This window comes from Paenibacillus sp. NAIST15-1 (genome assembly GCF_001894745.1).
GTDB classification, from domain to species: domain Bacteria; phylum Bacillota; class Bacilli; order Paenibacillales; family Paenibacillaceae; genus Paenibacillus_B; species Paenibacillus_B suaedae.
This window is the reverse complement of record NZ_BBYF01000012.1, coordinates 109,898-128,363: the sequence shown is the minus strand read 5'-3', so window position 1 is coordinate 128,363 and position 18,466 is coordinate 109,898. Positions and strand designations below refer to the sequence as shown.

Sequence of the window (18,466 nt, the reverse complement as noted above, 5' to 3'; positions counted from 1 at the left end):
CAAAGAGGAGGGAGTATGTATTGAACGGGTTCATCAATCTGATTGTTAATGGGCTTGCGACCGGAATGCTCGTCTTCCTGCTCGCGTCGGGGCTGACACTTATATTCGGACTTATGAGCGTGCTCAACTTCGCGCACGGCGGCTTGTTTGCCTGGGGTGCCTATAGCGGGGTGTGGTTGTATGCGGCAACGGGCTCATTCGTCTTGGCGATTGTGGGGGCAATTCTTGTTGGAATGCTGCTTGGCTTCATGATGGAACGCATTGTCATTCGGCCCGTGTACGGCAATCATGTGCAGCAGATTCTGGTCACGCTAGGCGTTATGCTCGTGTTAAGTGAATTGCTCAAAGTTGTATTCGGCCCGAATCCACTTAAGGCGGATGCCCCGCCTATACTCAGCGGAAGCTGGGAAGTTGGCGGAGTGATTCTAATTAAATACCGAATCTTCATCATCGTAATTGGTGCGCTCGTGTACGGCGGATTATTGTTCATATTGAAGCGTACGAAGATTGGTCTAATCGTGCGCGCAGGCGTTATGAATCCGGAAATGGTTCAAGCGCTAGGCATTCCGATTCGGCGTGTATTCACGCTTGTATTTATGGTTGGGGCAGGTCTGGCGGCACTGGGAGGCGTACTGCTTGCTCCATACTCAGGAGTGATCTTTGCCGAAATGGGCATGCAATTTGCCATTCTTGCCTTCATCGTCGTTGTCATTGGCGGCATGGGGAGCATCCAAGGCTCTGCACTGGCGGCACTGTTAGTTGGCTTGTCGGGAGCATTTATGGCCTATTATGTGCCGGACTTGTCGCTTGCAGGCAATATGCTGTTGATGGTGGTTGTCCTTCTCATTAAGCCTTCAGGCTTGTTCGGGGCGAAGGGGGGAGCGTAATGAGACATATAAACATCGGAACGAAATGGTTCCTTCTGCTCGTCATTGGACTTGCCGTGCTGCCGTGGATCAATGACTCGCGCAGCTTCCTCATTATTATGACGCAAATTTGCATCTTCGCTGTTTTTGCGATGAGTTACGACATTTTGCTCGGTTATACAGGCATTGTCTCATTCGGTCATTGTATGTTCTTCGGTATTGGTGCGTACGCAACTGGTGTCATGCTCGATCGGATGGGGGCCAACATCGGAGTCTTGCTGCTGTCGATTGCAGCAGGTGTGATTTTGTCGGCGCTGCTCAGCTATCTGGTAGGCATGTTGTCTTTGCGTTTGAAGAATCACTTTTACGCAATGCTTACGTTGGCCTTTTCCGGATTGCTGCTTGTCTTGGCGGAGAAGTGGAGGTCTCTGACGCGAGGAAATGACGGCTTCACGTTCCCGATTCCCTCGGAGCTAAAGGATCGGACGGTGCTGTACATGGTATCGCTCGCTGTGATGGTTGTCATCTATATGCTGCTCAGAAGGTTCACGCAATCCCCCGTCGGTCGTGTGTTGATGGCGATACGTGAAAATGAGCAGCGAACCGCTTCGCTCGGCTATGAGATCATCCACTACAAGGTGTTTGCAAGTGTAGTCGCAGGTGTAGTCGCCAGCATTAGCGGATCCATGTATGTGCTGACACTGCGATTCGTCAATACGACGGTGTTCGCGATGGATATGACCTTGAACGCGCTTCTGATGACGATTATTGGCGGCGTTGGGACACTATTTGGGGCGATTATTGGCTCAGCGATTATTGAATGGGCGCACCATGGCCTAACTGAGCTGGCTAAGTTCCACCCCATATTCGAGAGATGGATTATTTTCTTTGGCCTTCTCTACATTGTCGTCGTGCTCATCTTCCCAGCAGGCATAACCGGAACGCTCCGAATGTGGTGGATGAAGCGGAGAGGAAGGAGAGCCTCTTCGTCTCCTACGGAGACAGCATCACGGCATGGGAAGGAGGAGGCAGGATGACTTCTCGCAGGCAGAAGGACACGGCTGCGGAGCACTTGGAAGAGGATGTGCACTTGGAGGCTCATGACAGTCGAAATCAGGACAATCGACATCATTTGGTTGAGGATACCTCTGTGGTCGGTTCCTTTGTCGTCCGCTGCCGGATACGGCAGGAGACCGAGGGATTGGACGATTGGCGAATCCGAATTACCTATGTACAGGGCCAGGAAGAGCAGACCGTTGCTTCATGGGAGGAAGCGGTTGGCTATATGCAGCTGATGATGAAGCGGGGGAATGACGCGCATGAACGAGAACGGAATGAATGAAAGAGAAAAGAATGAGCAGTCGATCGTCCGTCTGTTGTCCGTAGGAACTTACATCCCTGACCAGAAAATGACTAGCGGTGATATTGCAGAAGCGTCAGGCATTCCTCAGCATATTGTGGAGTCGAAGCTGGGCATCCGGCAGAAGCCTGTCCCAGGGCCTGATGATCATCCCTGCGCGATGGGGGTTGCAGCAGCGGAGGAAGCGATTCGTCGTGCCCAGATCGCGCCTGAGGAAATTGATCTCATTATATATATCGGTGAAGAATACAAGGAATACCCGGTATGGACGGCGGCTCTTCAACTGCAGCATGAGATTGGAGCTGTAAATGCGTGGGGCTTCGATATGGGCTCCCGATGCTGTACGGCAATTATGGCTGTTCGGACAGCGAAGTCGATGATGTTGGGGGATTCTCGTATTCGCACTGTGCTGCTTGCTGGCGGCTATCGCAACGGCGACCTGATTGACTTAACGGATCCGAACACTCGCTTCATGGCGAACTTGGGTGCTGGCGGCGGAGCGATGCTGCTCCAGCGTGGGGCTGGCCCTTCGTATCCAGAGGTGCTGGATTCAGCAATTATTACGGATGGATCATTTGCGCAAGATGTCATCATTCAAGCAGGGGGAACGAAGCAGCCATTGACGGCTGAGCTATTGGCGCAAGGTCAGGCTTGCTTCCGAGTCCCAGATCCAGAACGGATGAAGTCGCGACTGGATGCGGTGTCGATGCAGCGATTCTCTCAGGTGGTGGAACAAGCCATTCAGGGTAGTGGATATACGGTCTCGAATATTGGTTTTATCGGCTTGCTTCATATGAAGCGATCCGCACATGAATTCGTGCTGCGCTCCTTAGGGATTCCTGAAGAACGTTCCGTTTATTTAGAGGACTATGGTCATATCGGTCAATTCGATCCGATTCTATGTCTGGAATTAGGCGTAAGACGGAAGTTGATTCAACCGGGCAGCATTGTTGTATTAGCAGCTGCGGGCATCGGGTATGCGTGGGGCGCACTCACCTTAAGATGGGGGGACGAAGCATGAAGATTCATGTAAAAGCCGTTGAATTGCCAAATGGGGAAACACTCGGATACCGTGAACGTGATGGCGGCGATGAGGTAGTTGTGCTGATTCATGGCAACATGAATTCGTCCTGCCATTGGGATGTCGTGCTGGAACAGATGGATGCTCGGTATAAGCTGTATGCGGTCGACCTGCGTGGGTTTGGTATTTCTACCTATCATACGCCGATTGAATCCTTATCTGATTTCACTGCAGATGTGAAGCAATGGGTCGATTTACTCGGACTAACTCGTTTCACCCTCATTGGATGGTCGACTGGTGGCGGGGTGGCAATGGAGTATACAGCCACTTATCCTGATGAGGTAACACGGCTGGTGCTGCTGGCAAGCGTCTCGACTCGTGGATATCCATTTTATGAGGACGGATCGAACGGTATGCCAGATGTTACGCGCCGGATTACGACAATAGAAGGTATTCGATCATTGGCTCGCAATACCCTCATCGAATCTGCGAACATACGTCGGGATCGCCGGTTTATGAAGCAATTGTATGAGGCCGTTATCTATGATCGGAATCAACCGGAAGAGGCAAGATACGAAACCTATATAGACGATATTTTGACGCAGCGTAATCTGATGGATGTGTATCATGCGCTGAACACGTTTAACGTGAGTGTATTTGATCATGAAGCATCTCCGGGAAGCGGGGCTGTGAAACGAATAAAAGCACCCGTTTTGGTTCTGCGGGGCATGCAGGATTTAGTTATTACTGAGGCGATGACGAGAGAGACGCTGGCTGATCTGGGAGACATTGCGGAGTTCGTTCCATTGACAGGATGCGGTCACTCACCGTTAGTTGACGATCTTCCGCAGCTGCTGCATGTAATCGAGTCCTTCTTGGGGAGAGATTCATCAGAAGCAGCTCCTAGCGGGTCAACTGCATCGGCCGGCTATACAGATTGAAGGGAGACACGGGAAGACGATGACGATGAAGCTTACAGGGAAAACGGCAATCATTACAGGCGGAGCAAGCGGCATAGGGCTTGCAGCGGTACACTTGTTTCTTGAGGCAGGGGCGAATGTTGTTATCGCTGACTTCAATGAGACGGCGGGGCAGCAAGTGATCGATGAGCTGACAAGAGAACAGCGTGATCGTGCGTTATTCGTGAAGACGAATGTAGCGGATGAAGAAAGTGTACGGCAACTGATGGAGCAGACGGTTGCAACATTTAGCGTTATCGATATTCTGATCAACAATGCTGGAATTACACGTGACGCGATGCTGCTGAAGATGACCCCAGAACAATGGCAGGATGTTATCAATGTGAATTTGAATGGAGTGTTTCTATGCACGCGTCTTGCAGCTCCTTATATGGCGGCGCAAGGCAAGGGTAAAATCATTAATACTTCATCGATTGTTGGCGTTCAAGGCAATATTGGACAGACGAACTATGCTGCGACCAAAGCAGGCGTCATTGGCATGACGCGTACATGGGCTCGGGAGCTAGGATATAAGGGGATCTGTGTGAACGCGGTTGCCCCAGGCTTCATCGCAACGGAGATGGTGGCCAAGATGCCGGACAAGATTATTGACAGTATGCGTGAAAAAGTACCGCTGCGCCGATTAGGACGGCCGGACGAAGTTGCACAAGCGTATTTATTCCTCGCTTCGGATGCAGCTGATTATATAAATGGAACAGTGCTGGAAGTGAACGGAGGGTTGTCCATTTGAATGGACTAGATGCTCGTCACAGCACAGTGGATAGCCGCTTCGATCAGCGGCTGAATCAACCGCTTGTCCCGCGCCGCTGCGCTCAGGTTATGGGCGCGGATGAAGCGGTGGAGCTTATTGCGAATGATGCAACGGTTGCTGTGGGAGGCTTCGTTGGATGTGCTCACCCAGAAGCACTTACGTCAGCGCTGGAGCGCCGCTTCTTGAACGAGGCGGCGCCGACAGGGCTTACAGTTGTGTATGCAGCCGGACAAGGGGATGGCGTTGTTCGCGGCGTGAACCATCTTGCATATGAAGGCATGGTGAAGCGGGTCATTGGAGGGCATTGGGGACTTGCTCCGCGTTTGGGCGCGCTTGCGCTCGATAACCGGATTGAAGCCTACAACTTTCCACAGGGTGTGATTGTACATCTCTATCGTGATATTGCTGCAGGCCGATCGGGGACATTGACCCATGTCGGCCTTCATACCTTTGTCGACCCGAGGAATGGAGGGGGCAGGCTGAATGCAAGCACGGTGGAAGAGCTTGTAGAGCTGGTGCAGCTTGGAGGCCGAGAGCAGCTCTATTATCGAGCTTTTCCGATTCATTGCGCTTTCGTGCGCGGCACGACTGCGGATGAGCGCGGCAATATCTCCATGGAGCGAGAGGCAGTAACGTTAGAAATGCTGGCACTTGCTCAAGCAGCGAGGAACAGCGGAGGAATTGTGATTGCGCAGGTAGAGCGCATCGTGCCGCACGGAACCATGCATTCGAAGCAGGTAGTCATCCCAGGCATGCTGGTCGATGCTGTTGTTGTCGCTAGGCCAGAGGAGCATACAATGACGTTCGCAGAGGTATACAACCCCGCATATGCTGGGGAGATACAGCAGGAATCGTCCGCCGCATATGTGCCTCCAATGGCAAGAGATGAGCGGCTAGTCATTGCACGGCGAGCACTCAAGGAAATCCCCTCACGCAGTGTTGTTAATCTCGGTATCGGTCTGCCTGAGGGAGTTGGATATGCAGCACTTGAAGCAGGACGAACAGATATGACGCTGCTGCTTGAATCCGGCCCTGTTGGTGGCATACCTGCACGCGGGCTAAGCTTCGGCGCATCTGCGTTTGCAGAAGCTATTCTTGATCAGCCAGCTCAATTCGACTTCTTCGATGGAGGAGGGATTGATGTTGCTTGTCTGGGGATGGCAGAGGCAGACGGAAGAGGAGACGTGAATGTGAGTCTGTACGGAGGCAAGCTGACAGGCTGCGGCGGCTTCATTAATATAAGCCAAAATGCGAAGAAGCTTGTCTTCTGCTCCACCTTTACGGCTGGCGGTCTGAAGATGGAGATAGCTGATGGGGGCCTTCGTATCCTTCAAGAGGGACGCTTCCGGAAGTTCGTTCGGCAGGTAGAGCAGCTTACCTTCTGCGCAGATTATGCACAGCGACGTGGCATCGAAGTGCTGTACGTGACAGAGCGCGCAGTATTCCGGCTGTATGCAGGGGAACTTGAACTTATCGAGATGGCACAGGGACTATCGCTAGAAGCAGACATTCTAGCCAATATGGACATCGTGCCTCGCATTAGTCCACAGCTGAAATGGATGGGAGAGGATCTGTTCCGATAGGGACTGTCATGGACTGTCATAGAGACTGTCTCATAAGCTGAGGCTGATTTACTGCCTGTAAGATGATAACTGGTAATGTGAAAGGTCGAGTAAGGGGTACGTTGGTACCCTAACTCGACCTTTTGTTTTATTGCTGCTTCGCCTCCATCACCTGCGTCTGCAATGGCTGTTCGAGGTGATTTTCAAGGCAGCGAAAATATTGTGAGCGCTATCAAAAAATGTTGCTTGCCTTACAAAACCGGGCGAGATTATCATGAAATTGCGGAAGGGGCCCAAAAATTACCGCAATCGATATGGAAAGGGGAAGATCATGAAGACGAACAGTCAACCGGGGGGACGCCGATCATTTCACTTGCGTGAAAATGCTCAACTCTACCTTATAATGCTTCCCGTTCTACTTCATATTTTTATCTTCAGTTATATTCCGATGTACGGGATAATCATCGCATTTCAAGATTATTTCCCGGGAAAACCTTTTTTCTCATTTACAGATACGAATTGGGTAGGTTTTAAACACTTTATTGAATTTTTTAATGGTCCGTATTTTGGAAGATTGATGCGTAATACGTTCTCGCTCAGCTTTTATTTTCTGGTGTTTGGCTTCTGGGTGCCCATTCTGTTTGCGGTATTGCTTAACGAACTGAAGAATGGCATCTTCAAGAAGTACGTACAGACCGCAAGCTACTTGCCTCACTTTATTTCGAACGTCGTCGTTGCGGGCATGGTGTTGTCATTCATCAATACAGATGGAATCATTAATACCATCGTGAAGATGTTCGGCGGGACACCGGTCGCGTTAAACACGGAAGCGGGGTATTTTCCGGCCATTTATACGATTACGAGCATATGGAAATCATTTGGCTGGAGCAGTATTTTGTATTTGGCAGCCATGTCCTCTGTTGATCCTCATTTATACGAAGCTGCTAAGATGGACGGAGCCAACCGCTTTAAACAAATCCTCCATATTTCGTTGCCATCCATTCGTCCGACCATCTTATTCCTGCTTATATTCGCGATTGGCAGTCTGTTTTCAGCGAACAGCGAGTTTATTTTGTTGATCTATAACCCAATGGTATATGAAACGGCGGATGTCATTGGCACCTATTTGTACCGCGATGGCTTGCTTGGCGGACAATTCAGCCTAGGAACGGCAGTTGGGCTGTTCATATCGGTCATTAACTTCACGCTGCTGTATTTCGCAAATACGCTAAGCCGTAAATATTCAGATTATGCCTTGTGGTAAGGAGGAGTACAATGGCCTCGGTCAGGAAAAATCCGAACAAGATTAGGGAAGGATCTGTCGTGGTCGACATTATCTTGTACGCGATCGCGCTCGTCGTTTGCTTAATCACCCTGTATCCGTTTTATTTCGTCATCATCATGTCGATCAGTTCGCCTTCGGAAGTAGCCGCCATGAATGTTGTTTGGTTTCCGAAAGGCTTTAACCTAAGCTCATATGAATTGATCGTAAGAGATGCGAAAATGTGGTGGGCGTATTCGAACACTTTGATTTACGTTGCTGCAGGTACGCTTTTGAACTGCTTAATGGCTGTATTGGGTGCATACCCGTTAACGGTACGCAATCTGAAGGGGCGAAAATGGATCGTTGTATTTCTACTAATTCCGATGTATTTCGGGGGTGGATTAATTCCCTCCTACCTGCTCGTGAATAAGCTCGGGATGTACAATACCATGTTTGCAGTTATTATCCCTGGGATGGTTAGTATTTGGAATATTATCCTCGTCAGGACGTTTTTTATGACGATTCCAGATGGTCTGAAGGAATCTGCTTTTATCGACGGGGCTTCCCATCTGCAGCTGCTGTTTAAGATTATATTGCCGATTTCCAAGCCGATTCTTGCCGTTATTGCGATTTATTCGATTGTCGGGATTTGGAACAGCTGGTTCGACGCGCTTGTCTATCTGCCGAACGAAAAGCTTCATCCGCTTCAAATGTATCTATACCGTGTGGTCGTTCAACAGTCGGTGGATCTAAAGATGTTATCGCTGGAAGATACCAAAAATGCGGTGGCGAACATGTTGACCAACATCCAGTTAAAATACGCGATTATCGTTTTTACAGCATTGCCTGTCATATTTACGTATCCATTTTTTCAAAAGTATTTCATCAAGGGAGCGCTTCTTGGTTCTTTAAAAGAGTAGGACTATACTCTTTGAGGGAACAGATCGAATTAATGTCGAAGGGAATTGCGGTATGGACTAGAAAAAATGTTTTTGACAATTTGAAAGCGTTTGCAACATATCTTGGGATAAGATTTTAGCATTTCAGCTACAAGGGCCAGATTTCGGTGAAATCATTTTGAAATTCGTTTTTATCGATTCGAGGGGGAATCTAAAAATGAAACAATGGAAAAGAACGATGATCTCCGTATTAACGGCAATTCTCGTGATTGGGTCGAGCACGGCATGCAGCACCTCCAGCAACAACGCCAACAGCGGCGATGACAAGAAGGAGGAAGCAGGAGGATCTGCTTCTACCGAAGTCAAAAAGTTAAAACTGCTTGGGCCGCAAGGTTCTAACAAATATATCAAATTCGATGAGAGAGAAAAATATCCGGTATGGAAAGAAGTCGATAAGATGCTCACAGATGCCGGTCTGCAATTGGACTATGAGATGGTTCCAGGCGAGCAATATAAAGTGGTCGTTCAAACGAGAATGGCGTCCGGTTCCTCGCTTCCAGACATCGTGAACATTTCGGCTCTAGATAATACGACAGTGTTGAATTTGGCGAAGCAGGGCGTCCTGCTTGATCTGAATCCACTGATTGAGAAGTACAGCAACGGCAACATTAAGAAAATGTACAATGAAGAATTCCCATACGCCAAAAAGACGACAACATCGCCTGACGGCAAAATGTACTGGTTCAGCAATCTTCATAAAAAAACATATCAGGGTAAAACGCCAGCACCGGTTGCATTGACGATGCTGCTTCGTAAAGACTGGCTTGATAAGCTGAAGCTCCCGGTTCCAAACACAGCTGCAGAATATTTGCAAACATTGAAGACGTTCCGGGAGCAGGATGCCAACGGAGATGGCAAGCAAAACGAAGTGCTCGTATACGATCCAAGCAAATTTGAAGGCGCTATCGCGCAATGGTTCGGGCTTGGTACAGATATCACGGCAGTAGATGTTGAGAACAAAAAGGTAGTATCCCCTTGGTATCAAGACGGAATTAAAGATTACTTCCGCTACTTGCAGCAGTTAACAAAAGAGGGCATTCTCGACACAAGCCTGATTGGGGCGACAGGGGAGCAAAAGCAACAAAAAATGACCGAAAACCAGGTTGCTTCATTGAGTGATTATAATCTGGAGACCTATCAGGAGCCTACCATTAACGGTGGAGGGGAGTTCTTCCCATTGATGCCGCTCAAGGCGGTCGACGGCATCACTCCGGCAGCACAGTTGGAACCTCCTTTCCTTGTGTGGCAGAAGTATGCAATTACAAAAGATTGCAAAGATGTGGAAGCAGCCATCAAGTTTTTCGATACGATTTACTCAGAAAAATATGCAGATCTTCTGTATTGGGGAATCGAAGGGCAAACTTACAAGAAGGACAGCAACAGCGCGAAGGTGTTTATTAATAATGGCTCAGACGAAGAGTTGGCTAAATCGGGTCAAATTACTGGGCGTCCGTTATTTGGGGACACGGTTTTTCCGCGTGTTCAATTCGCCAATCTGGAATTCGAGCTCTCTGGTGTGCCCAAAGCAAAAGCCGATCATGAGCTGAATATTTTAAATTACAAACCATATTTTGTGAATATGAACCTGAACTATCTGGCCATTCCTGATGATCAGCAGCTCGAGAAGAAAACAAAAATTTTAACTAACTTGAACACGTACTCTCAGGAGCTTGCGACCAAGCTTGCTCTAGGCCAAAAATCGCTTGACGATTGGGATCAATATATCTCCGAACTGAAGAAGCTCGGACTTGATGAATTAATGGAAATCGATCAGCAGCTGCTCGATAGATACAACAGCATCCAGTAACAGTGCACCAATAATCCGGAAAATTGGCGTTCTCCTCGGCTTCCATAGAGGAGTTCGCCGTTTTCTTCATATTGCTTCATCATGCGAAGTGGTCTTCAAACCGAAGGAGGTGCGGACTATGCGACATTGGAGCTTTGGGAGCGGCACGTTTCGAAAGATCTTTCTGTCCTATACTGCAATTTTGATCATCCCCATCATCGTGTTCAGCACCTTAAATGTACAGCGGAACATCATGGAGGAGCGTCAGAAGCTGCATGAGAAGCATGTATCGGATGCAAATCGGATTGCGGCGGTTGTCGACAATAAATTAAGCGAGCTCAAAAATATAGCGAAGATGATTAGCATTGAATCATGGCTTCGGAAGATGATGCAGAATACGGATGTTTATGATGATGAATTTGATTTGTTGAAGATGCTCGAAATCCGAAGGAATTTCGAAAATTCAATTAACTCTACAAATGTGCTATCTTTCGGCACAGTCATTTTTCCAGATAAACAACAGATGTTATCGACATGGGGGACATTTTCGGAAGACCACTTCTTCTCTAATATTGCTATATTTGATGGAGATACACGGCAAATGATGCTGCAAAGCGCTCTTCGGGAGCAACAGTATTTCAAAGTAATGGCACCAGCAACGGTCAATTTGTGGGGCAGCAGTAAGAGGGTTATTCCTGTCCTTCAAAGTCTGGAGGTGGTCAATCACCCGCGGGCCGTACTGGCTCTATTTATTGACAGCGATTACTTCTCGGAATACATGCGTCGTTTCGGGAGTGTGGAATCCAAAGACATCTTAATTACGACACATGGGACGCCTATTTTCAAGCAGAGCCGGAATCCGGATAACGGGGTTCAGGAAAATCAGCAGACCTATGAGCTTGTTGTGCCTTCCCAAGAGAGCAGTCTGCAATATAAAATCTCTTACTTCGATAACAGTGTCATCGGTATCAATAACTTGTTCAGTTCACTGCTGGCTATCATGATCTCCATTGCATTCGGCATGTTGTCGGCTTTTCTGTTGGCCAAGGTCAGTTACCGACCTCTAGGAACCTTGCTTCACAAGCTCTCCGCAGGGATTCGTTATGAGGAGGGCAATAATAGTCCCGTATCTGGCTCTGAATACAATTACATTGAGGAATCGTTCGACCGGCTGTTGAGTGAAAATCAGGTGCTTCAGCAATCCATGCAGGACTACGAAAAAGCGGCGAAGTCGAATTTGTTCCTGCAGCTTCTCAAGGGGTATTTCGCCGATGATCAGCATATGAACGGATTGAAAAAATTCGGTATCGGCTATACCGAGGAAATGCATTATTGCACGATGTTGATCAGCTTTCATGCCATCCGTGATTTTTCCGATCTGGATAAGATCAGGAAAATCGAGATGATGACGATGGTGATCATCGAAAAAGTGATGAGCCGTCATCGGCTGGACTATGAGCTATTCGAAGTGACGAATGCGGACAAAGCGTTGATCCTATCCTCCACAAACCGATTCGGAGAAGATGGCATGATGGAACAAATTGCTGCAGGAGTTACGGAAGAAATTGAACATACATGTGGTTTCCAGCCTTTTGTCCTGTATGGAACGATGGAGAAGGGGCTCGTTGGCATTAGTAAGTCGTACTATACGGCTAATGAAAGTTTGCAGTATACGTTGTTCTCACGGGAACATCTACGGGTCGCGCCGGAGGAGACCATTCCAAGCATCGTTGACTATTATTATCCGACAGATTGGGAGGTTCAGTTGATTAATAACTTGAAGATAGGGAATTTAGATACCTCGATGCAGATTCTTTATGAAATCAGCGCGGAAAACGGGAAACGAAACCTGTCTGAAGCAAGTACGATCAAGCTCGTTTCATTATTGATGGAAACGCTGCTAAGAGTGCTGCATGAGCTCAATCTCGATACGGGCATTTACGCGAAACAATTTGCCAATAGAGCAAAGGGCAAAAATACGGAGGAAATGTGGGGCTATGTGTTTGAAGTGGGAACGTTACTATGCGAGCGAAATCGGTACTCCAATACGTCATCGACGATTGAAGCTGGAAGTCAGTTGCTGCAGTACGTAAACCAAAATTATACGAGTGCCGACGTATCCTTAAAACAGCTTGCTGAAATCTTCCAGATGTCGGTCTCCAAGGCGTCTAAACTATTTAAGGAAGTCACCGGAATCAATTTCTACGATTATTTATGCCGGCTTCGTATTGAAATGGCTAAGGAATTGCTGCGAGAAAAGAAATGCGGAATTGATGACATTGCACGCCGAGTGGGTTACGAAAACGTATATTCGTTCAAACGTGCGTTTACACGATATGAAGGCATTAAGCCGGATGAATACATGGAATCGGCAGGCTGAATGAAGAAGGACACTTCTCCAGTAAGTGTCCTTCTTTGACTGCAATCCTATAAAATCTGCTTCGTTATCCCTTGCTCGGATGAATGAACCCAGCGAGCGAGGCAGTCTCCCGCCACAACCGATCATGAGAGCTGGTCATGTCAGCCTGCAACGGAGCTGAAATCGGTTGGAGATGCCGATACATTCGTTCATCTATGAACCAATCGCCTTCTTCAATTTGCCGTGCCGGCTCGTCCTTCCAGACATCAGTCAAGGCCGGACTATAGGCGCGGTATGAAACAGATAGTTCGGTTCGATCGGGCGGGATCGCCTGCTTCACAAAGCGGTGCGGCCAATAGTCTGCTCTCGATCCCGTATGAGGGGCCGCGCGCATGAAACGAACAGCATGATTATAAATATGGGGTGTATGGAACAACAGCGCATACAGCTTCTCTCCGAATGCTATGCGTTCATCTAAGTCAGTAAAGTTCTCTAAATTAAGCCCAACGAGCGGAATCGCTTCTTCCTCTCGGGGAGATGGAACACCGAGCGGGAAAATGACTTGATTCATCTGCAGCCAACCATGCAATTGGAAATCCCATTCATTAAGCACATGCGCCCGGTAGGTGGGATTGCGCATGACTCTGCCTTCAATGACGTTCTGTTCGTTAATAATAAGTGCTGTCGTGAGCAGCGAACTTGTCTGCTGTACCCAGAAGCCGTCCCAGAATGGGGTCATGAAGGCAGATACGCCAAAAGCAGGAAGCAGATGGAACAGGCTTTTGCCGGCTCGGCGGCTGGCTGCATACAGCAGCAGCTGCGGATAGGCATCATGGAATATGAGTGCATTTGATCGTTCCAGCACTCGGTAGGTCCATAATCTATGATTCGCACTCATAATGCGGGGCAGCCATTCTCCCTGCAAATCAGTCATACTCCAGCCGCCATTTCGTGAGACCATATGCGCGAGCAGGGCCCAATGCAGCTCTGGATAAGACTGATAGATTCGCGCATAGGCAGCAGTGCGTGTAATGTTGTTGCGATTGGCTGTACGAACAGAGCTTTGAATTTGCCGGATGATCCGCCATTCCTCTGCTGAGAATTCCGTATCTCCTCGCTCTCGAAAGCTGCTGACTGTACCTTGCTGACGTACTTTCTCGTTCAGCAGTCGACTGGCCTGCTCTTCCGCACGTTTCGCTGCGGCGCGATTCCAATCAAACGACGGGCGTTCCCGCCATTGTAAGAGTTGTTGATAAAGTTCATTCCAAGTTGAACGGACGACACTATATGCCGTATCGAACGAGTGGCGCATCAGCTGTATCGCGTGGCGCATGCGCTTGGACAGATTGGACAGCATCGATTGTTCCCCTCCATTTCGAGACGACGATACGTGACCGATTTCATTGATTTTCTTCATAGTATGCCCAAAAACAGCCGTAGACGTTCATGTGTGGGGTTTGACTTTTCCATTCTCCAAATGTTATAAGTTCAAGAAAGCAGAAGTATCAGAATACATCTGCTGGATGTTGGATAAGAGAAGTTCCATGTTAGATTCTGTGAACTTAGTAGGGAGTGAAGCGTGTATGGAAAGAATAGAAACAGTTGAGCGGTTCAATGAGATCATTGCACAAGAGGAGCCAGTTGTTGCGGTATTTAAGACATCCTGGTGCCCAGATTGCCACTTCATCGATCCTTTCATGCCTGAATTGGAGACGAATTATGCAGGTAAGGTGACGTTCGTTGAAATCGATTCGGAGAAGCTCCTTGATGTTGCACAGCAATACCACATTCTTGGTATTCCAAGCTTCGTAGCCTTCAAGGGTGGCAAGGAAACCATTCGTTTCGTCAACAAGCTGCGCAAGACTCGTCCTGAAATCGAGCAGTTCGTTGATCGGGCTATTGCAGTATCTGCAGCTGTATAATAAGTGAATAGTCACTCGATGCACATATGAGAACCGTCCCGCTGGTGGGGCGGTTTTTTTATTGCCTTGAAAGGGAGTGCAGAACGATGTACAGCCGAAGCAAGCCGATATTATCTGAAGTTAATCTTGTACATGAGGTAAGGGGGTTTGGTGCATCGATTAAGAAAAGAAAGATGTAATATTTGTCACAATTTAGCCGTACACTCAGCTAGGAAATCTTGTATAATGGAGGACGATTGGAACTGTTTTCATAATTTGTAATGGCAAAAAATTGAACAACGGGTCAGGTGAAACTAGTGAACGCGAACATCTACCGGATATTGAGGCGGTTATCTTACGCGGTTTGCATCGGTATGTTTATCGTGGTGTTAAACGGGGCGCTTGTAACGAAGACAGGCTCCGGAAGTGGCTGCGGCACGGATTGGCCGCTATGCAATGGCAAGTTTGTTCCGGCATATACGATCGAATCCATGATCGAATATTCTCACCGATCTGTGACGGGTGTTGTAGGATTGCTTGTTCTGGCCTTGTTCATCTACGTTCTTCGCTATGCGAAGCATCATCGTGAGGCTCTATATTACTCTTCTCTCACCTTATTATTTACCATTATACAAGCAATTATGGGAGCGCTTGCGGTAGTCTTTACCCAGTCTCCGCCTGTTATGGCGCTTCACTTCGGATTCTCGCTGCTGGCGTTCGCTTCTTCCTTCATGATGAGTGTAGTGGCAAGGCGCTACGAACGCGGCATCGATTCTACATCTGTTGTAAACTCCGTTCGTGCAGAATTTCGGTATGGGGTATGGTTCACACTTCTATATACGTATATCGTAATATACGTAGGGGCATTTGTTAGGCACACGGACTCTTCAGGGGCATGCATGGGCTGGCCGCTGTGCAACGGGGAGTTGATTCCGGAGCTGTCGGGTGGGACAGGAATTGCCTTCATGCATCGTGTTGCAGCAGCACTATTATTTGTTGTAATCGCGATTATGTCACATTTTGCTTACCACAAACATAAGGACAATCGCGAGATTCAGTTGTGCGGCATTTGGGCGCTTATCCTATGTGCAGCACAGATTGCAAGCGGCGCGGTCGTTTCGAGTACGATCACGAATCCTGACTTATTCCTATTTGCAAGCTTATTACATACGGTATTGATTTGTGGACTGTTCAGTGTACTCTGTTATATGAGCATCCGTGTCTGGCAGCTGCGGCAAAAATAAGGATCGTTTTTCTTGGCTGTGATGGTGGTAAGAAGAACCGAAGAAGATTGAGTTTGAGTTATAGAATGGACACAGTGGTTATAAATAAAGAAGCAGATCGCTTACTGTTGGACAATGGAGATTGTCAACGAGAGGCAAGCGAGCTGCTTCTTTTTCTCTGAGAAACATTCATTGGATTAGGCGCCTTCCTTTACTTGCTGTGTTTCATTCGAGTGCGCACCGAGCAATACGATAGATGCGGCAGCCTTTGCTGCTGCCAACCAGCGAACATTCCACGGCTTGCGTACGATAACTTGATTGTTGTTTTTCATATCATTCTACCTCCAACTATTTATGATGTGTCCCCTTGGATGATCTCATTATACCTGTAGACATTCTGCTCGTACCATGTAATCGGCTTACGGCTATCTTACAATGTCGTAATAATGTCGTAAGTTGTCTGCTCGGTCAGGCTTTAGGTTCATCAAAAAAACAGCTATACTACAGAAGAGGAAGTTTTCGTTTGTCATCAAAGCCCGCTTGTGAACGCAAATTATTGCAGACATCCTGCGGCATCCATGTAACTGTTCAAGTACAGCAACACAGATATGCTTATTTTTTTCAAGGAGGGCTCGTAGTTGTCATTTACGAATATACGCGACTTTGTCGACACGCTGAAGCGTGAGAATGACCTCGTCGTTATTGAAGCGGAAGTTGATCCGTATTTGGAAATTGCAGAAATTCATCGGCGCGTCATTGAAGAGGGAGGTCCTGCGCTTCTATTCACCAATGTGAAGGGCAGCCCCTTTGCAGTGACGACGAACCTGTTCGGTACGATGCGTCGGGTAGATATGGCGTTCGGAACGCGTCCTGAACAGCTCGCGAATAAGTGCGTAGAGGCCGTAAACCGTCTAATGCCTCCATCGCCGAAGAAGCTGTGGCAAGAGCGTTCGACGGTGAAAGAGCTCCTTAGCCTGATGAAGGTTGGCATGAAGGATGTATCTTCTTCCCAAGCTCCAATTATGCAGGTGAAGCGTACAGACAAGCCAATGCAGGGCTTGCCGGCATTGACGAGCTGGCAGCTGGACGGAGGTCCATTTATTACACTTCCATTGGTCTATACCGAACATCCGGAGCTGAAGAGCGCTGATCACAATCTCGGTATGTACCGAATTCAAATTTACGATGACAGCACGACAGGCGTGCATTGGCAAATTCAAAAGGGAGGCGGCCTCCATCATCATGAGGCTGAGCTGCGCAATGAAGCGCTTCCGGTATCCGTTATCGTGGGCGGGCCGCCAGCGCTGATTGCGGCTGCGATCGCTCCACTGCCGGAGAAGCTCCCGGAGCTGTTGATGGCCTCATTCGTCATGGGTGAGCGTCTTCCAGTGGTAGATAGCGGATTCGAAGGACATCGCATCCCAGCAGAAGCAGAATTCGTTATCCAAGGGTACGTTCCACCACATGAGCGCCGCATGGAAGGGCCATTTGGCGACCACTACGGCTATTACTCATGGGCGCATGAGTTCCCGTTCCTGAATGTGAAGCACATGTACCACCGCAAGAATGCAATCTACCCAGCTACAATCGTGGGCAAGCCGCGTCAGGAAGACTACTATTTGGGCGAGTACCTGGTTAGATTGTTGTCGCCAGCGTTCCCGATGGTGATGCCGGCGGTACGCAAGGTACATCCATATCCAGAAACAGGCGTTCACTCGCTTGCCGCAGCTGTTGTACGTGAGAGCTATTCTCGTGAGGCACTTCTGTCTGGCTTCCGTATTCTTGGCGAAGGGCAGCTTAGCTTGACGAAGTTCTTGATGTTGACGGATCAGCCGGTTGACTTAGAGAACTTTGCAGAGCTTACGGAAGCGGTGCTAGAGCGCTTCAAGCCAGAGACGGATCTGTATGTGATTAATAATACGTCCCATGACACACTTGACTATACGGGGCATAAGCTGAACCATGGCAGCAAGGGGATATTGCTCGGTGTAGGCGATGTAGTCCGTGAATTGCCTGGCGTGTACGAAGAAGGCCCGATCGATGAGATTAACGATGTGGCTGTATTTTGCCGTGGCTGCTTGACAATGTCAGGTGCTTCGTATGAAGCAGAACCACAGCTGGCGGAACGATTGCTACATCGTCTTGCTGCACAAGAGACGAAGTGGCCGCTCGTCTTCCTCGTTGACGACGCTCAGGTTGCCAATACGCAGTTGTCGTTCTTGTGGACGGTATTTACGCGATTTAACCCCGCATCAGATATATACGCGGCAATGGAAGTCCGTAATCACCATCTCTCGTATAAATTGCCAATTGTTATCGATGCCCGCATGAAGCCAGGCTACCCAGATGAGTTATTCCCGCGTGAGGATATTGTGGAATTGGTCGACCGCCGTTGGAAAGACTATTTCCCAAACGGATTTAAGCGGGGGTGAGT

16 protein-coding genes are annotated in these 18,466 nt (G+C 48.4%); 14 read left to right on the top strand and 2 right to left on the bottom strand.

Features of this window, described 5'->3' with window-relative positions; all coding sequences use genetic code 11:
• Positions 1–20: 20 nt before the first annotated feature.
• The 11 genes from PBN151_RS21890 (at position 21) to PBN151_RS21840 (ending at position 12,929) form a co-directional block, all read left to right on the top strand.
• Positions 21–887 (top strand): branched-chain amino acid ABC transporter permease, encoded by an 867-nt coding sequence (locus PBN151_RS21890; RefSeq protein WP_072730686.1) that lies wholly within the window; start codon positions 21–23, stop codon positions 885–887.
• Complete coding sequence (locus tag PBN151_RS21885) at positions 887–1,903, top strand: branched-chain amino acid ABC transporter permease (RefSeq protein ID WP_028533713.1); 1,017 nt, start codon at positions 887–889, stop codon at positions 1,901–1,903. Before PBN151_RS21890 ends, PBN151_RS21885 begins: the two co-directional genes overlap by 1 nt.
• Complete coding sequence (locus PBN151_RS21880) at positions 1,900–2,208, top strand: hypothetical protein (RefSeq protein WP_072730685.1); 309 nt, start codon at positions 1,900–1,902, stop codon at positions 2,206–2,208. The genes PBN151_RS21885 and PBN151_RS21880 overlap by 4 nt, the downstream gene beginning before the upstream one ends.
• On the top strand, positions 2,186–3,247 hold the full coding sequence (locus PBN151_RS21875) for a 3-oxoacyl-ACP synthase (RefSeq protein ID WP_083545274.1): 1,062 nt from the start codon (positions 2,186–2,188) through the stop codon (positions 3,245–3,247). The genes PBN151_RS21880 and PBN151_RS21875 overlap by 23 nt, the downstream gene beginning before the upstream one ends.
• Positions 3,244–4,188 (top strand): intracellular short-chain-length polyhydroxyalkanoate depolymerase, encoded by a 945-nt coding sequence (phaZ, locus tag PBN151_RS21870; RefSeq protein ID WP_072730684.1) that lies wholly within the window; start codon positions 3,244–3,246, stop codon positions 4,186–4,188. The genes PBN151_RS21875 and phaZ overlap by 4 nt, the downstream gene beginning before the upstream one ends.
• A 25-nt stretch (positions 4,189–4,213) precedes the next feature.
• A complete protein-coding gene (gene fabG / locus PBN151_RS21865; RefSeq protein WP_072730737.1) occupies positions 4,214–4,957 on the top strand; it encodes a 3-oxoacyl-ACP reductase FabG in 744 nt (247 codons plus the stop codon).
• The gene (locus PBN151_RS21860; protein ID WP_083545273.1) at positions 4,954–6,561 is read left to right on the top strand and encodes an acyl CoA:acetate/3-ketoacid CoA transferase; all 1,608 of its coding nucleotides are present in this window, start codon (positions 4,954–4,956) and stop codon (positions 6,559–6,561) included. The genes fabG and PBN151_RS21860 overlap by 4 nt, the downstream gene beginning before the upstream one ends.
• Positions 6,562–6,814: 253 nt before the next feature.
• Positions 6,815–7,804, top strand: coding sequence for an ABC transporter permease (locus tag PBN151_RS21855; RefSeq protein WP_227774943.1), 990 nt, complete (start codon positions 6,815–6,817; stop codon positions 7,802–7,804).
• Between the two features lie 11 nt (positions 7,805–7,815).
• Positions 7,816–8,724 (top strand): carbohydrate ABC transporter permease, encoded by a 909-nt coding sequence (locus PBN151_RS21850; protein WP_072730682.1) that lies wholly within the window; start codon positions 7,816–7,818, stop codon positions 8,722–8,724.
• Between the two features lie 196 nt (positions 8,725–8,920).
• Positions 8,921–10,570 (top strand): extracellular solute-binding protein, encoded by a 1,650-nt coding sequence (locus PBN151_RS21845; RefSeq protein WP_072730681.1) that lies wholly within the window; start codon positions 8,921–8,923, stop codon positions 10,568–10,570.
• Between the two features lie 118 nt (positions 10,571–10,688).
• The gene (locus PBN151_RS21840) at positions 10,689–12,929 is read left to right on the top strand and encodes a helix-turn-helix transcriptional regulator (RefSeq protein WP_072730680.1); all 2,241 of its coding nucleotides are present in this window, start codon (positions 10,689–10,691) and stop codon (positions 12,927–12,929) included.
• 64 nt (positions 12,930–12,993) lie between these two features.
• Here PBN151_RS21840 and PBN151_RS21835 read toward each other — a convergent pair whose 3' ends face one another.
• On the bottom strand, positions 12,994–14,325 hold the full coding sequence (locus tag PBN151_RS21835; protein ID WP_227774941.1) for a DUF2515 family protein: 1,332 nt from the start codon (positions 14,323–14,325) through the stop codon (positions 12,994–12,996).
• Positions 14,326–14,491: 166 nt separating this feature from the next.
• Between PBN151_RS21835 and PBN151_RS21830 the strand changes: the two genes are divergently transcribed.
• Both PBN151_RS21830 and PBN151_RS21825 read left to right on the top strand, forming a co-directional pair.
• The gene (locus PBN151_RS21830) at positions 14,492–14,830 is read left to right on the top strand and encodes a thioredoxin family protein (protein WP_065290644.1); all 339 of its coding nucleotides are present in this window, start codon (positions 14,492–14,494) and stop codon (positions 14,828–14,830) included.
• 296 nt (positions 14,831–15,126) lie between these two features.
• Positions 15,127–16,053, top strand: a complete 927-nt coding sequence (locus PBN151_RS21825; RefSeq protein WP_139295398.1) for a COX15/CtaA family protein — start codon at positions 15,127–15,129, stop codon at positions 16,051–16,053.
• Positions 16,054–16,229: 176 nt separating this feature from the next.
• Here PBN151_RS21825 and PBN151_RS32340 read toward each other — a convergent pair whose 3' ends face one another.
• Entirely contained in the window at positions 16,230–16,364 is a 135-nt protein-coding gene (locus tag PBN151_RS32340) for a hypothetical protein (protein ID WP_265332122.1), read from the bottom strand.
• A 306-nt stretch (positions 16,365–16,670) separates the two neighbouring features.
• On the opposite strand from PBN151_RS32340, the gene PBN151_RS21820 reads away from it, so the two are divergent.
• Complete coding sequence (locus PBN151_RS21820; protein WP_072730678.1) at positions 16,671–18,464, top strand: UbiD family decarboxylase; 1,794 nt, start codon at positions 16,671–16,673, stop codon at positions 18,462–18,464.
• The last annotated feature ends 2 nt before the right edge of the window (positions 18,465–18,466 follow it).

Bases quoted from the DNA above. Each gene is read 5' to 3' on its own strand.
- PBN151_RS21880 (WP_072730685.1), top strand. From the start codon at position 1,900: ATGACTTCTCGCAGGCAGAAGGACACGGCTGCGGAGCACTTGGAAGAG.
- PBN151_RS21885 (WP_028533713.1), top strand. From the start codon at position 887: ATGAGACATATAAACATCGGAACGAAATGGTTCCTTCTGCTCGTCATT.
- PBN151_RS21840 (WP_072730680.1), top strand. From the start codon at position 10,689: ATGCGACATTGGAGCTTTGGGAGCGGCACGTTTCGAAAGATCTTTCTG.
- phaZ (WP_072730684.1), top strand. From the start codon at position 3,244: ATGAAGATTCATGTAAAAGCCGTTGAATTGCCAAATGGGGAAACACTC.
- PBN151_RS21835 (WP_227774941.1), bottom strand. From the start codon at position 14,325: ATGAAGAAAATCAATGAAATCGGTCACGTATCGTCGTCTCGAAATGGA.
- PBN151_RS21855 (WP_227774943.1), top strand. From the start codon at position 6,815: ATGAAATTGCGGAAGGGGCCCAAAAATTACCGCAATCGATATGGAAAG.
- PBN151_RS21845 (WP_072730681.1), top strand. From the start codon at position 8,921: ATGAAACAATGGAAAAGAACGATGATCTCCGTATTAACGGCAATTCTC.
- fabG (WP_072730737.1), top strand. From the start codon at position 4,214: ATGAAGCTTACAGGGAAAACGGCAATCATTACAGGCGGAGCAAGCGGC.
- PBN151_RS32340 (WP_265332122.1), bottom strand. From the start codon at position 16,364: ATGAAAAACAACAATCAAGTTATCGTACGCAAGCCGTGGAATGTTCGC.
- PBN151_RS21875 (WP_083545274.1), top strand. From the start codon at position 2,186: ATGAACGAGAACGGAATGAATGAAAGAGAAAAGAATGAGCAGTCGATC.
- PBN151_RS21830 (WP_065290644.1), top strand. From the start codon at position 14,492: ATGGAAAGAATAGAAACAGTTGAGCGGTTCAATGAGATCATTGCACAA.
- PBN151_RS21850 (WP_072730682.1), top strand. From the start codon at position 7,816: ATGGCCTCGGTCAGGAAAAATCCGAACAAGATTAGGGAAGGATCTGTC.